The organism is Pantoea sp. y20 (genome assembly GCF_054903455.1).
This window is the reverse complement of sequence record NZ_CM142816.1, coordinates 919,199-931,471: the sequence shown is the minus strand read 5'-3', so window position 1 is coordinate 931,471 and position 12,273 is coordinate 919,199. Positions and strand designations below refer to the sequence as shown.

General features: G+C 55.5%; 12 protein-coding genes, 1 tRNA gene and 2 pseudogenes. 7 read left to right on the top strand and 8 right to left on the bottom strand.

What is annotated here, in order from left to right; translation table 11 throughout:
- The first annotated feature begins 10 nt into the window (after nt 1–10).
- From hpxX to hpxZ, 3 genes are read left to right on the top strand one after another with little or no spacing between them, the layout of a single operon-like run.
- Entirely contained in the window at nt 11–196 is a 186-nt protein-coding gene (gene hpxX / locus ACYAC5_RS04185) for an oxalurate catabolism protein HpxX (protein WP_061723592.1), read from the top strand.
- Nucleotides 193–1,587, top strand: a complete 1,395-nt coding sequence (locus ACYAC5_RS04180) for an AtzE family amidohydrolase (protein ID WP_271460154.1) — start codon at nt 193–195, stop codon at nt 1,585–1,587. Before hpxX ends, ACYAC5_RS04180 begins: the two co-directional genes overlap by 4 nt.
- 2 nt (nt 1,588–1,589) lie before the next feature.
- On the top strand, nt 1,590–1,973 hold the full coding sequence (gene hpxZ, locus ACYAC5_RS04175; protein ID WP_137385210.1) for an oxalurate catabolism protein HpxZ: 384 nt from the start codon (nt 1,590–1,592) through the stop codon (nt 1,971–1,973).
- A gap of 161 nt (nt 1,974–2,134) precedes the next feature.
- Here the strand turns inward: hpxZ and puuE are convergent, their stop codons facing one another.
- Genes puuE through ACYAC5_RS04160 form a run of 3 tightly spaced genes read right to left on the bottom strand, consistent with a single transcriptional unit; the run spans nt 2,135 to nt 4,574 of the window.
- Nucleotides 2,135–3,094, bottom strand: a complete 960-nt coding sequence (gene puuE / locus ACYAC5_RS04170; protein WP_271460156.1) for an allantoinase PuuE — start codon at nt 3,092–3,094, stop codon at nt 2,135–2,137.
- Nucleotides 3,095–3,123: 29 nt separating this feature from the next.
- Nucleotides 3,124–3,855 (bottom strand): allantoin racemase, encoded by a 732-nt coding sequence (hpxA, locus tag ACYAC5_RS04165; RefSeq protein WP_110867823.1) that lies wholly within the window; start codon nt 3,853–3,855, stop codon nt 3,124–3,126.
- Nucleotides 3,852–4,574: a GntR family transcriptional regulator gene (locus ACYAC5_RS04160; RefSeq protein ID WP_101762549.1), complete on the bottom strand. Its 723-nt coding sequence runs from the start codon at nt 4,572–4,574 to the stop codon at nt 3,852–3,854. Before ACYAC5_RS04160 ends, hpxA begins: the two co-directional genes overlap by 4 nt.
- Nucleotides 4,575–4,719: 145 nt before the next feature.
- On the opposite strand from ACYAC5_RS04160, the gene ACYAC5_RS04155 reads away from it, so the two are divergent.
- Nucleotides 4,720–6,213: an NCS1 family nucleobase:cation symporter-1 gene (locus ACYAC5_RS04155; RefSeq protein ID WP_192236769.1), complete on the top strand. Its 1,494-nt coding sequence runs from the start codon at nt 4,720–4,722 to the stop codon at nt 6,211–6,213.
- A 194-nt stretch (nt 6,214–6,407) separates the two neighbouring features.
- Here the strand turns inward: ACYAC5_RS04155 and ACYAC5_RS04150 are convergent.
- Together ACYAC5_RS04150 and dnaQ are read right to left on the bottom strand one after the other, a co-directional pair.
- Nucleotides 6,408–6,484: transfer RNA gene (locus ACYAC5_RS04150), tRNA-Asp, on the bottom strand.
- 134 nt (nt 6,485–6,618) lie between these two features.
- Nucleotides 6,619–7,350, bottom strand: coding sequence for a DNA polymerase III subunit epsilon (gene dnaQ, locus ACYAC5_RS04145; RefSeq protein WP_110867826.1), 732 nt, complete (start codon nt 7,348–7,350; stop codon nt 6,619–6,621).
- Here dnaQ and rnhA point away from each other — a divergent pair.
- Nucleotides 7,304–7,871, top strand: a pseudogene (gene rnhA, locus ACYAC5_RS04140) (ribonuclease HI). The gene dnaQ and the pseudogene rnhA sit on opposite strands and share 47 nt — an antisense overlap.
- On the opposite strand, the gene ACYAC5_RS04135 reads toward rnhA, so the two are convergent.
- Entirely contained in the window at nt 7,856–8,590 is a 735-nt protein-coding gene (locus ACYAC5_RS04135; protein WP_061723590.1) for a class I SAM-dependent methyltransferase, read from the bottom strand. The pseudogene rnhA and the gene ACYAC5_RS04135 sit on opposite strands and share 16 nt — an antisense overlap.
- Before the next feature lie 40 nt (nt 8,591–8,630).
- Here ACYAC5_RS04135 and gloB point away from each other — a divergent pair, with 40 nt between their 5' ends.
- Nucleotides 8,631–9,386 carry a hydroxyacylglutathione hydrolase gene (gene gloB / locus ACYAC5_RS04130; RefSeq protein WP_277974557.1) on the top strand — a complete coding sequence of 252 codons (756 nt, stop codon included), beginning with the start codon at nt 8,631–8,633 and terminating at the stop codon, nt 9,384–9,386.
- Nucleotides 9,387–9,457: 71 nt separating this feature from the next.
- A complete protein-coding gene (gene mltD, locus ACYAC5_RS04125) occupies nt 9,458–10,831 on the top strand; it encodes a murein transglycosylase D (RefSeq protein ID WP_192415429.1) in 1,374 nt (457 codons plus the stop codon).
- A 150-nt stretch (nt 10,832–10,981) separates the two neighbouring features.
- On the opposite strand, the gene ACYAC5_RS04120 is transcribed toward mltD, so the two are convergent.
- Together ACYAC5_RS04120 and ACYAC5_RS04115 are read right to left on the bottom strand one after the other, a co-directional pair.
- Nucleotides 10,982–11,785, bottom strand: coding sequence for an endonuclease/exonuclease/phosphatase family protein (locus ACYAC5_RS04120; RefSeq protein ID WP_008105211.1), 804 nt, complete (start codon nt 11,783–11,785; stop codon nt 10,982–10,984).
- Between the two features lie 290 nt (nt 11,786–12,075).
- A pseudogene (locus ACYAC5_RS04115) lies at nt 12,076–12,195 on the bottom strand (MFS transporter); the annotation flags it as partial.
- Nucleotides 12,196–12,273 lie beyond the last annotated feature (78 nt).

Below are 12,273 nucleotides of genomic sequence, written 5' to 3'. Positions count from 1 at the left end.
GAGATTATTGATGAGTTCACAACCGGACTGGGCCACCTATATCGCCCAAATGGAGCAGATTCTGGCGCTGGAGCTGGATGATGCGCGCCGCGCCGAGCTGCTGACGCAGTTCAACCGCATCGCCGCCATGGCCGAGCCGCTGATGGCGCTGCCGCTCGACGATCGCCTGGAAGTGGCGGGAGTGTTTCATCCATGAAACTGTCGTCATTATCGATTAATGCCCTGCAGCAGGCGCTGAGTCAGGGCGAGATCAGCGCCCGCGATATCGCGCAAAACACGCTGGCGGCGATTGAACAGCATAAGGCGATCAACGCCTGGACCGAAGTCACCGGCCAGCGCATGCTGCGCGAAGCCGATCAGATCGATCAGCTGCGCCAGCGCGGTGAAGCCTTGCCGCCGTTAGCCGGCATTCCTTACGCGGTGAAAAACCTGTTTGATGTCGCCGGACACAGCACCTTAGCCGGTGCCAGCCTGTTCAGCGCACGCGCGGCGGCGCGCGAGGATGCGTGGGCGGTGAGCAAACTGCGTCAGTCTGGCGCGCTGCTCTCCGGCATGCTGAATATGGATGCCTATGCTTATGGTTTTACCACGGAAAACACCCATTACGGCGCAACGCGCAACCCGCGCGATTTAACCCGCGTGGCGGGCGGATCGTCCGGCGGTTCAGCGGCGGCGGTGGCTGCGGGTTTGGTGCACTTCTCGCTCGGTACCGACACTAACGGCTCGATCCGCGTGCCCGCTTCACTGTGCGGCATCTTTGGCCTGAAGCCGACCTTCGGCCGCCTGTCGCGCAGCGGCAGCCATCCGTTTGTCGCCAGCCTCGATCACATCGGCCCGTTTGCCCGTTCGGTTGAAGATTTGAGCCTGGTGTACGACACCTTGCAAGGTGCCGATGCCAGCGATGCCTTCCAGGCCGCGCAGCCCGTCTCGCCAGCTAGCGCAGGGCTCAGCAAGGGCGCAGAAGGCGTGCGCAGCGCGGTACTCGGCGGGTTCTTCTCAACCTGGTGCAGCGATGAAGCGCGTGCCGCCGTGGCGGTGGCAGCTAAAGCGCTGCAGGCAATCGACGAAGTGACCTTGCCGAATGCGGAGATCGCACGCTCGGCGGCCTTTATCATGACCGCCGCAGAAGGCGGCAATCACTACCTGCCGATGCTGCGCACGCAGCCGGAGCAGTTCGAGCCCAACTCGCGTGAGCGCCTGCTGGCCGGTGCGATGCTGCCTTCGGCGTGGTACGTGCAGGCCCAGCGTTTCCGCCGCCACTTCCAGCAGCAGGTGCTGCCGCTGTTTGAGCAGTTTGACGTGCTGATTGCGCCCGCCACGCCCTGCACCGCCACCACCATCGGCCAGGAAACCATTCATATCAACGGCCAGCATTTGCCGACGCGCGCCAGCATGGGCATGCTAACCCAGCCGATTTCGTTCCTCGGCTTACCGGTCTGTACCGTGCCGCTGCAAACCGCCAGCGGCTTGCCGATAGGCTTGCAGCTGATCGCTGCGCCGTTTAAAGAACATCTGGCACTGCGCGCTGCCTGGGCGCTGCAACAGCAAGGGCTGACGCTGCCACAAACCACCTTAATGGACGCCTGAAAATGACACCTGAACATATCGATCGCCCGGCAATTCTCGCCGAAGTCACCGCCGCCTTTTACCGCTATGAGCAAGCGCTGATCGGCAATGATGTTGAGGTGCTGGATGAGCTTTTCTGGCACGACAAACGTACCGTGCGTTTGGGCGCGGGTGAGAATTTGTATGGCATTGATGAGATCCGCGCTTTTCGCGCGGCGCGGCCGTCAAAAGGGTTGGAACGCGAGTTACGTAATACGGTGATCACCACTTTTGGCGATGACTATGCGGTGTGCAGTACGGAGTTTACGCGTGAAGGTGTAGAGAAGATCGGACGCCAGCAGCAGACGTGGGTGCGATTACCGTGCGGTTGGCGGATTGTCGCGGCGCAGGTGAGTTTGATGAGTTGAGTTGGGTGGTTTTTCCCTCACCCTAACCCTCTCCCGCACGCGGGAGAGGGAATGATTGGGCTACCGCACGCGAGAGAGGGAATGATTGGGTGGAGTGATTTGCTAAACCGGGGCCGGATCGGCGCCTTCTCCCGCTGGCGGGAGAAGGTTGGGATGAGGGGCTAAGCGCTCGGTGCCGGATGCGTCACGATCCAGTGATCGGCGATTTGCTGCCGCGTACACACCCACACATCCTCATGCTGCTGAATGTGATCGAGGAAGCGCTGCAAGCCACGGAATTTCCCCGGACGTCCCAGTAAACGACAGTGCATGCCAATCGACATCATCTTCGGTGCCGTTTCGCCCTCTTCGTACAGCACATCAAAGGTGTCGCGCAAATAGGTAAAGAACTGCTCCGCCGTGTTGAAGCCCTGCGGCGAGGCGAAGCGCATATCGTTGCACTCCAGCGTGTAAGGGATGACCAGATGCGGTTTAACCGTGCCGTCCTGACAGGTGACCTGCGTCCAGAACGGTAAATCGTCGCCGTAATAGTCGCTGTCATAGCTAAAGCCGCCCTGCTCGACCACCAGGCGTCGGGTGTTGGGGCTGTCGCGGCCGGTGTACCAGCCGGTTGGCGCTTTGCCAAACAGGTCGGTTAACACGTCCACCGCCTGCTGCATGTGCTGGCGCTCGGTTTTGGCATCCATTGCCTGATAGTGAATCCAGCGCCAGCCGTGGCTCACCACGTCGTAATCCGCCGCTTTGATCGCCTCAACGATGTCCGGATGACGCGCCAGCGCCATCGCCACGCCAAACACCGTCAGCGGCAAACCGCGCTTTTGAAACTCATTGTGGATGCGCCAGAAACCGGCGCGCGATCCGTATTCATACAGCGAATCCATCGACATATGGCGATCGGCGTAGCTGGCCGCGCCGATGATATCGGAAAGAAACTGCTCGGAACCGGCGTCGCCATGCAACACGTTGTTCTCGGCGCCCTCTTCGTAATTAAGGACAAACTGCACCGCGACGCGCGCTTTGCCCGGCCACTGCGCATGCGGCGGGTTGCCAGCATAGCCGATCAAATCGCGGGGATAGTTTTTGTTGAAGCTGTACTCTTTCTTGCCAGATACATCATTCATTCTGTAAGTTCCTGTCGCTCAACCAGTGGTTAGTTTAGGTGCTGAAAGGCTCCGCTGAGCGGTTTTTCGAGTGGATAATCGAGATCGCCGTGCTTGCTGGTACCAAAGCCTAGCGCCACCAGCGACTCCACCATTTTTACCGCAGCGCTGACCCCGTCGATTACCGGCATGCCCAGTTCTTTGGTGAGATCCTGCGCCAGCGTAGCCATACCGCCACAGCCCAGCACAATCGCGCCGCTGCCATCTTCGCGTTTGGCCTGCATGCAGCGCTGACGCACTTTCTCCTGCGCCACGCCGCTGCCGTCTTCCAGCGCCAGCACCGGCAGATCGATGGCGTGCAGCGCGGCACAATGGTGTGTGAAGCCATATTGCTGCAGCAGATGGCGCGCAATCACCAGCGTGCGCGGCAAGGTGGTGACAATCGAAAAGCGCGTCGCCACCAGCGTGGCGGTGTGCATGGCCGCTTCCGCAATGCCAATTACCGGGCCGCTTGCCAGTTCACGCGCCGCCAGCAATCCCGGATCGCCGAAGCAGGCAATGATATGGCCGCTCACGCCCTGCTCTTTGCCGCGTTTCACCTGCTCCAGCACACCAATCGCCGCGATGGCCTCATCAAAATGACCTTCAATCGACTCGACGCCGTGAGTCGGGCACACCGCCAGAATCTCGGTGCCCGGCGCGGCGACGGCGCGCGCGGCAGTACCCATGGTTTCCGTCATCGCTAAGCTGGTGTTGGGATTGATGACCTGAATCAGGCTCATGATGCCGCTCCTTTGTTACCGGCAAATAACCGGGTGAAATCAGGCAAGGTTTCGCCGCTGCGCTCAAAGTGCAGGCTGGCAACAATGTGTTCGAAGTGATGCTGCAGCGCCGCCGTCAACCCCGGCAGATCTTTTTGCCGCAGCAGATCCACCAGCCGATCGTGATGATCGCATCGGCAGCCGCGCTGCCACGGTGCACCGTAAGCGGCAATCACCAGCGACGAACGCTGCGTCAGGCGCGTCACCATATCGGTGAGCACTGCGTTACCGGAGATCGCCTGCAGCTGAATATGGAACGCGGCGGAGAGACGAATCGCCGCGGCACCATCATGCTGATCATGTGCCTGCTGCTCTTCTTCAATCAGCACGCCGAGTGCCGCTAAGTGCGGTGCCTGCACGTGGCTCAGCACCGCCGGCAGATTGGCGCACTCTAATAAACTGCGGGTGGCGAAGATGTCGCGGGCTTCATCCACGCCCGGCGTCGCCACCTGTGCACCACGCCTGGGCGACAAAGTGATCATTTGCACCGCGGCGAGGCGTTGCAGCACCTTACGAATGCCGGTGCGACTCACGCCGAAGACATCCGATAAGGCTTCTTCCGGCAATTTACTGCCCGGCGGCAGTTGATGCTCAACGATGGCGGTAAGCAGCGCCTGATAGATAGGTTCATCGCGATCGTTCAGATCGGCAGCCGTTTTCTGGCCTGTTTCACTTTTCATTACCTGCTCCGGTAAGTGACTGTGTGCTGCACATCGTATACGTGAAATTAATTTTTTGTATACAAGAAATCATTTCTGGCCTGGATCCTGCAATACCGTTTCACGCTGTGATTATTTTTCCATGATGTTGAGAGGAGCAGGTTTCATGCCAAATCATTCTGAAGTGACCTCGCGGGTGGCCTCTGAAGCCAACGCACAATACAGTCCACGTCTGTGTAATGACGATCTGGCGCCGACGCGCGACCAGAACTGGTCGTGGTACAACATCTTTTCGTTCTGGATGTCGGACGTGCACAGCATGGGCGGCTACGTGGTGGCCGCCAGCTTCTTTACCCTCGGGCTGGCGAGCTGGCAGGTGCTGCTGTGCTTGCTGGTGGGCATCTGCATTGTGCAGCTGTGCGCCAATCTGGTGGCCAAACCGAGCCAGATGGCAGGCGTACCGTACGCGGTGATTTCGCGTCAGGCGTTTGGCGTGTTCGGCGCTAACATCCCGGCGATTATTCGCGGGCTGATCGCTTTTGCGTGGTACGGCATCCAGACTTATCTGGCGGCTAACGCGCTAATGCTGGTGCTGCTGAAGTTCTTCCCCACCCTGAGCAGCATGACGCAAAGTAGCTGGCTCGGCTTATCTCAGCTGGGCTGGTGTTGTTTCGGTGTGATGTGGTTACTGCAGGCGATGGTGTTCTGGCACGGCATGAACGCGATTAAACGCTTTATTGATGTCGCCGGTCCGGCGGTGTACGTGGTGATGGTGGCGCTGGCGGGCTGGATTGTATACAAAACCGGTTTCGATGGTATCTCCTTTACGCTGGCCAGCAAGCAGTTGAGCACCGGCGAGCAAACCTGGCAGATGATTACCGCCACCGCGCTGGTGGTCTCCTACTTCTCCGGTCCGCTGCTGAATTTTGGTGACTTCTCGCGTTACGGCAAAAGCATGGGCGAAATTCGTCGCGGCAACCGCTGGGGCTTACCGTTCAACTTCCTGCTGTTCTCGATTGTCACCGTGGTGATTGTCTCCGGTACGCAATCGCTGTTCGGCAGAATGATCACCGATCCGATTGAAACTGTCAGCATGGTGGGTAACGACGTGGCGGTGGCGATTGGCCTGCTGACCATGATTATCGCTACCATCGGCATTAATATCGTGGCGAACTTTGTTTCGCCGGCATTCGACTTCTCGAACTGCTCACCGCAGAAAATCAGCTTCCGCACCGGTGGCATGATTGCCGCAGTCGGTTCGGTGTTACTGACGCCGTGGAACCTGTTCCAGTCGCCAGAACTGATTCACTACACGCTGGATGTGCTGGGCTCGTTTATTGGGCCGCTGTTTGGCATCCTGGTGGCCGATTTCTATCTGATCAAACGCAGCAAAGTCTACGTGGATGACCTGTTTGATGACACGCCGAAAGGACGTTACTGGTATCGCGGCGGCTTCAACCCGAAAGCGATTGCCGCGCTGCTGCCGTCGGTGGGCATTTGTCTGGTGATCAGCTTTATTCCTTCACTGCATGCGGTGGCGAACTTTAGCTGGTTTATCGGCGTGGCGTTGGGTGCGGGCTGCTATCGCTGGCTGGCGCGCGCTGACCGCGAAGAGTCGGTGGCGGCGTATCGCGCGACGGTGGCGGTACAGAAGGATTAAGTTGCGTGCGCGCTGGCCCTCATCCCAACCTTCTCCCGCTAGCGGGAGAAGGGGCAGCTCGCTGCGAGGGTTAACATCGAGCGCGATCAGCGCCTTCGCCCAGTTGCGTGAGAAGGCGGGGGATGAGGGAAAATGACACCATTTAGAAAAAGCAAAAAGCCGATGCATTTCTGCATCGGCTTCTTTAAATAGATTGGCGGAACGGACGGGGCTCGAACCCGCGACCCCCTGCGTGACAGGCAGGTATTCTAACCAACTGAACTACCGCTCCGCGCTTTGTTCCCCGTCGAGAACGAGGCGCATATTAATAGCAGCTTTCACACCCGTCAACGCTTTTTCTGTGGGAATGTTTCGTTTGACGTTTTTTTCAGCTTAACGTCGATTTTGCACGCAAAATCAGCCGTTTTACACGCGCCACAAGCAGCTACCACCCTTCTTCTGCACCAAATCCAGACGACCTTCGTGCGCAGCAATCTCTTCATCGCTGGCGCTGACCACGCGCAGACCTGAACTCGGACGCACAATGCGCTGAATGTTCTCCGCGCCGCCCTGATTGTTCTGCTCACCGTCCAGAGAAAATGCCAGCGAGGTTTGACCGCCGGTCATCATCAGGAATACTTCGGCCAGAATCTCGGCATCGAGCAGTGCGCCGTGCAGCGTACGCTTGCTGTTGTCGATTTCATAACGGTTGCACAATGCATCGAGGCTGTTGCGCTTGCCGGGATACATCTTACGCGCCATCGCCAGGCTATCGGTGATCTGGCAGAAGGTTTCGGTTTTGCCGATATCCCGCTTCAGCATGCCGAATTCATAATCCATAAAGCCGATATCGAACGATGCGTTATGGATCACCAGCTCTGCGCCACGGATGTAATCAAGGAATTCGTCGGCGATATCCGCAAACATCGGCTTATCAGCGAGGAATTCATCGGCGATACCGTGAACGCCGAACGCTTCCGGATCCACCAGCCGATCGGGCTTCAGATACATATGGAAGTTGTTGCCGGTCAGGCGACGGTTGATCACCTCAACCGCACCAATTTCAATGATGCGATGTCCTTCATAATGTACACCGATCATGTTCATGCCGGTGGTTTCAGTATCGAGGACGATCTGGCGGTTATTTGCAGTGCTCATAGGACTCGTTTTATGTCAGACTTGGCGTTTTGTCAGAAGGAAGTCTACCAGAGATGCGCAAACAGGTAGAAATATTCACCGATGGATCTTGCCTGGGCAATCCCGGTCCCGGCGGTTATGGCGCCATTTTACGTTATGGCGCGCATGAAAAAGAGTTCAGTACAGGTTATCGCCTCACCACTAACAATCGCATGGAAATGATGGCGGCTATCGTGGCGCTCGAAGCGTTGAAACAGCCGTGTGAGGTGGTGATCAGCACCGACAGCCAATATGTTCGTCAGGGTATCACCAGCTGGATCCACAACTGGAAGAAGCGCGGCTGGAAAACCGCCGATAAAAAACCGGTGAAAAATGTCGATCTGTGGAAACGCCTCGATGTGGCGCTCAGCAACCATGAAATTAAGTGGGAATGGGTAAAAGGCCACGCGGGGCATCCGGAGAACGAACGCTGCGACGAACTGGCACGCAGCGCGGCGGGAAAGCCCACTCAGGATGATATCGGTTATCAGGTTGAATCCTGATCCTTCACTTCACGAAACTGGCGCGTGACATTAACCGTTTGCCGTAGCTGGCTTTGACTCAGATTCTTCTTCATTTTGGTGGGCGTTAGCGGGAACGTACGTTTACGTGCCACCACAATGTTCAAACAACCGAGCGCCGGTAAATGCGCGCTGATCACCCTGCCGCCCTGCCGATGCCACGGCACCACCTGGAAACGGGTGCGGTAAACCACCTCATAATTCAGCAGGCCCAGCCAGTCGAGCAATCGTACCTGGCTGAACATCCGTCCACTCCACGGCGCGCGCGAGTGCAAACCCGGAATGCCTTTGCTAATCCCTAATAAACTGAAAGGGTTGAAGCCGCTGATGATCATCCATCCATCATCGATCAATACCCGATCCACTTCACGCAGTACGCGGTGCGGATCCTGACTCCACGCCAACGTGTGCGCAAGTAAACAGGCATCAACGGATTTAGATTCAAAGGGTAATTGCGTGTTATTGGCGATAACCTGTAATTCATCGCCCTCAATGCCCACATTCACCTGATGCGATATGGCACACTGGCTGGTGTTGATTTCTGCGCTGAGGCTGCCAATTTTAAGCATATGAAAGCCATATAGCTTGCCGAGATAAGGCTGCAGTTGCTGAGTGAGCGCGTCGCGAAAATAGTCTCCCATTGGCATATCGCGCCAGGAGCGCGGTGCAGTCAGGATTTGGCGTGTTTTAGCCGGCTTCATGCTCTACCATTTTCCTTTTTCTACGACCTGAGAGGTGTTTATGAATCTTACCAGCATTCCCGCATTGCAGGATAACTACATCTGGACACTGACGGACGATGACAACAGGTGTTTGATAGTCGATCCCGGCGAAGCACAGCCGGTGCTGGATAAAATCAGGGCCAATCATTGGCAACCCGTGGCGATTTTGCTGACACATCATCATCACGATCACGTCGGCGGTGTGGATGAGCTGTTGCAGCACTATCCCGATGTGGCGGTTTTCGGTCCACAGGAAACGGCAGATAAAGGGGCGAAGCGTATTGTGGCCGAAGGTGATGAATTTACCCTGCTTGGGCTGAATTTCCGTGTCATCGCAACACCCGGTCACACTTTAGGACATATCTCATATTTCAGCTCCCCTTATCTTTTCTGTGGTGACACGATGTTTTCTGGCGGCTGCGGGCGATTATTTGAAGGCACTGCAGAGCAAATGTTCGAATCATTTCAAAAACTTAATCAGCTCCCTGAAGATACTCTCGTTTGCTGCGCGCATGAGTACACTTTATCCAATATGAAGTTTGCTGCGGCTATTCTGCCCCACGACCCTAAAATTTTGGCAAGGTATCAGCAAATTAAGGACTTACGCGCAGAAAACCGCATCACTTTACCAACAAAACTGGCCTTAGAGCGGGAAATAAATTTATTTTTACGCACGCAAGAGGCTGATTTACAACAGGCTTTAGGCACTAATGTCTCATCATCAGCGTTATGGCAAACTTTCGCCGATCTACGCGAGAAGAAAGACCGCTTTTGATATTTGAGGTTGTGTTGTGGTGGACCGTCACGTATAGTTGCTCGTCTTTTAAGCGAACTATTGACACACACATGAAGGCTAAAGCGATCTTACTCGCCTCGGTCTTGCTGGTAGGATGTCAGGCATCAAGGAATGACGCCAATATCCCCGTACAGCATGCCCAGAGTCTGTCTTCAGCTGGTCAAGGTGAAAATGGAAAGTACGGAGATCGATTGTTGTCGCCGCGATGGCAGGATGATGGAACAAGCCTCGCAGAAGATACTGATCTCTGGAATCACATTAGTGACGAGTTGAAGATGGGGATTCCGGAAAACAGCCGGATCCGCGAACAAAAAACAAAATTTTTAAAAAATAAGAGCTATCTCCACGATGTAACATTACGGGCAGAGCCGTACATGTACTGGATTGTCGAGCAGATACAGAAACGTAAAATGCCGATGGAACTGGTACTGCTACCCATAGTGGAGAGCGCTTTTGACCCACACGCAACATCTTCTGCGAATGCCGCCGGCATCTGGCAGATTGTTGCACAAACGGGCAAAAACTATGGTTTGAAACAGAACCAATGGTACGACGGACGCCGCGATGTGGTGGCCTCGACCAAAGTAGCGCTGGATATGATGCAGCGTCTGAACGGTATGTTTGACGGCGACTGGTTACTGACCATCGCCGCCTATAACAGCGGTGAAGGACGTGTGCTGAAGGCGATGAAACAGAATAAGGCGCGCGGTAAGCCGACTGACTTCTGGAGTTTATCGCTGCCCCGCGAGACCACGGTTTACGTACCTAAAATGTTGGCCTTGAGTGAGATTCTCAAGAACAACAAGCGTTACGGTATCAAACTGCCGACCCCGAACGAGAGCCGTGCTTTAGCTCGCGTAGAGGTGGGACAGCAGATTGAACTGACGCAGGCCGCCGATATGGCCGGTATGTCTCTCAGCAAGCTGAAGACATTTAATGCCGGTTATAAAAACGGTGCCACTGCGCCAAATGGACCGCACTACATTATGGTGCCTAAGTCCAACGTTGCTAAGTTGCGCGATTCACTGGCTTCCGGTGATATCGCTTCCGTGCAGCCTACCGAGATGGCGAAAGTCAGTGCGGCAGGAAACAGCTATACGGTACGCAAAGGTGACACCTTGTCTGGCATTGCCAACAAGCTTGGCGTAAGCGTCAGTGCACTGAAACAGCAGAACAATCTGCGCAGCGCTTCAGTTCGTACCGGTCAGACTCTGACCGTGAACGGCAAAGCGAGCACGCAATTGGCTGATAACGGCAACAGCATCACCTACCGTGTACGTAAGGGTGATTCTTTTGCCAGTATTGCTAAACGCCACGGTGTGAACACCAAAGACGTTATGCGCTGGAACAGTGACGCTAAAGACATTCAGCCGGGCGACAAGCTCACGCTGTTTGTGAATAATAGCGCAACACCTGATACCTAATGCCCCGAAAAGGCTGGCTTTTGTCAGCCTTTTTCATTTTCTGCTTCTGCTAAATTCTGCATATCGCCTGTTCAGGCTCTGACTCGCCCTTCCCTGCATTATTTCAGCTGAACATTAACTGTTGCGAGGCGTGAGTTCGAGCGTATTAGCTTAACGCTCGATACCGTAGAGAGAGTTGAACTCAACCAGCAGCGGATTGTGATCTGATGCGCGCGTCACCAGCACAGAAGCTTCACTGACCTTCATATCGCGGTAGAAGACGAAATCCAGTGGGCGCCCAAAGGCTTTTCGGCGATGGTCATCGGTGAAGTTCACCTCACGCAAAGACATCTCCCGCGCAAAGCGATATAGCGCATTCATGCGCTGGCGGCTCCAGGCGTTAAAATCTCCCGCCATGATCACCGGCCCACGATGATGTTGAATCTGTTCGCCAATCGGCCCCAACTGTTTGCTGTAGACATCGACACCGAGACTGAAATTGACCGCGTGGATATTCACCACCATCAGCATTTCGCCCGTGGGTAATGGATACGCCGTGACCAGCGCAGATTTGGCCAAACGCAGCAGCGGCTCACGTTCCCTTAGTGGGCAACAGTACACAGGGTGCGCAGACGCCAACGTCATGACGCCGGAAGGATGTTGCGGTAAGACAAAGGCCGGCACCTGATCGGCCGCAAGATAGTTACTGGTGGCGAATTTGACCAGTTCAGGCGTGGCCTGCGCCTCCTGCAGCAGAACAAGGTGGGCATCTTTGCCAAAACCCTGGAGCACAGACATCCAGTCTGCACGCTGTTGCTTAAAGATATTCCAGACTAAAACTCGCAGTGTGGGATCAGCTGGCAAAGGTGCGCCAGGCGGTAATGCCTGCCCAAGATGCAGCATTGCCCCCGGCGGAAAAATCCGTTCTGCTGGTTGACCGGCTACATAACGCATTGAATAAGTTTTTTTCCGCACTTTCCCGCCCAACTGGTTTACGACTCGTACTTCACCTGACTGTTATAGGGATTTTAGCGCGGGGTTTCAATTGGTGTTCTTGATTGTCGGAATTCGCCTCACAGCTTACCAATGTAAAAGCCTGCCAGCTGGCAGGCTTTTGTGCATGTCATTCCATCGCTATCGCAGTCTGAGTTTTATCGGGTTGGCCACTCAATCGCCCTAGCAGCAGCGCGCCAGGTACAATTACGGTGCCGATCCACGGGGTTTACGCCAATCCATAATGTTCAACAATGCAGAATCACGCTCACTGCGGCAGGCAGAGTAATACGGAGTTGTTCAGCGATGGTTGGGCTCAGAACGACGATAACAAATTCTGTCGTTCCGATCGCACAGGCACTGATCGTCAGCGCCCAAAGTGCAATTGGCATGATTAACTCCCATTAAGGTTTTAATGGGCATTAGTGTTGCCGCATGCTTTAATGACAAAAAGATGCAAAGTGCGAATA

Excerpts from the sequence above, each read along its gene's own strand:
- mltD (WP_192415429.1), top strand. The coding sequence starts at position 9,458 with ATGAAGGCTAAAGCGATCTTACTCGCCTCGGTCTTGCTGGTAGGATGT.
- gloB (WP_277974557.1), top strand. The coding sequence starts at position 8,631 with ATGAATCTTACCAGCATTCCCGCATTGCAGGATAACTACATCTGGACA.
- hpxX (WP_061723592.1), top strand. The coding sequence starts at position 11 with ATGAGTTCACAACCGGACTGGGCCACCTATATCGCCCAAATGGAGCAG.
- ACYAC5_RS04135 (WP_061723590.1), bottom strand. The coding sequence starts at position 8,590 with ATGAAGCCGGCTAAAACACGCCAAATCCTGACTGCACCGCGCTCCTGG.
- dnaQ (WP_110867826.1), bottom strand. The coding sequence starts at position 7,350 with ATGAGCACTGCAAATAACCGCCAGATCGTCCTCGATACTGAAACCACC.
- hpxZ (WP_137385210.1), top strand. The coding sequence starts at position 1,590 with ATGACACCTGAACATATCGATCGCCCGGCAATTCTCGCCGAAGTCACC.
- puuE (WP_271460156.1), bottom strand. The coding sequence starts at position 3,094 with ATGAATGATGTATCTGGCAAGAAAGAGTACAGCTTCAACAAAAACTAT.
- ACYAC5_RS04180 (WP_271460154.1), top strand. The coding sequence starts at position 193 with ATGAAACTGTCGTCATTATCGATTAATGCCCTGCAGCAGGCGCTGAGT.
- ACYAC5_RS04160 (WP_101762549.1), bottom strand. The coding sequence starts at position 4,574 with ATGAAAAGTGAAACAGGCCAGAAAACGGCTGCCGATCTGAACGATCGC.
- hpxA (WP_110867823.1), bottom strand. The coding sequence starts at position 3,855 with ATGAGCCTGATTCAGGTCATCAATCCCAACACCAGCTTAGCGATGACG.
- ACYAC5_RS04155 (WP_192236769.1), top strand. The coding sequence starts at position 4,720 with ATGCCAAATCATTCTGAAGTGACCTCGCGGGTGGCCTCTGAAGCCAAC.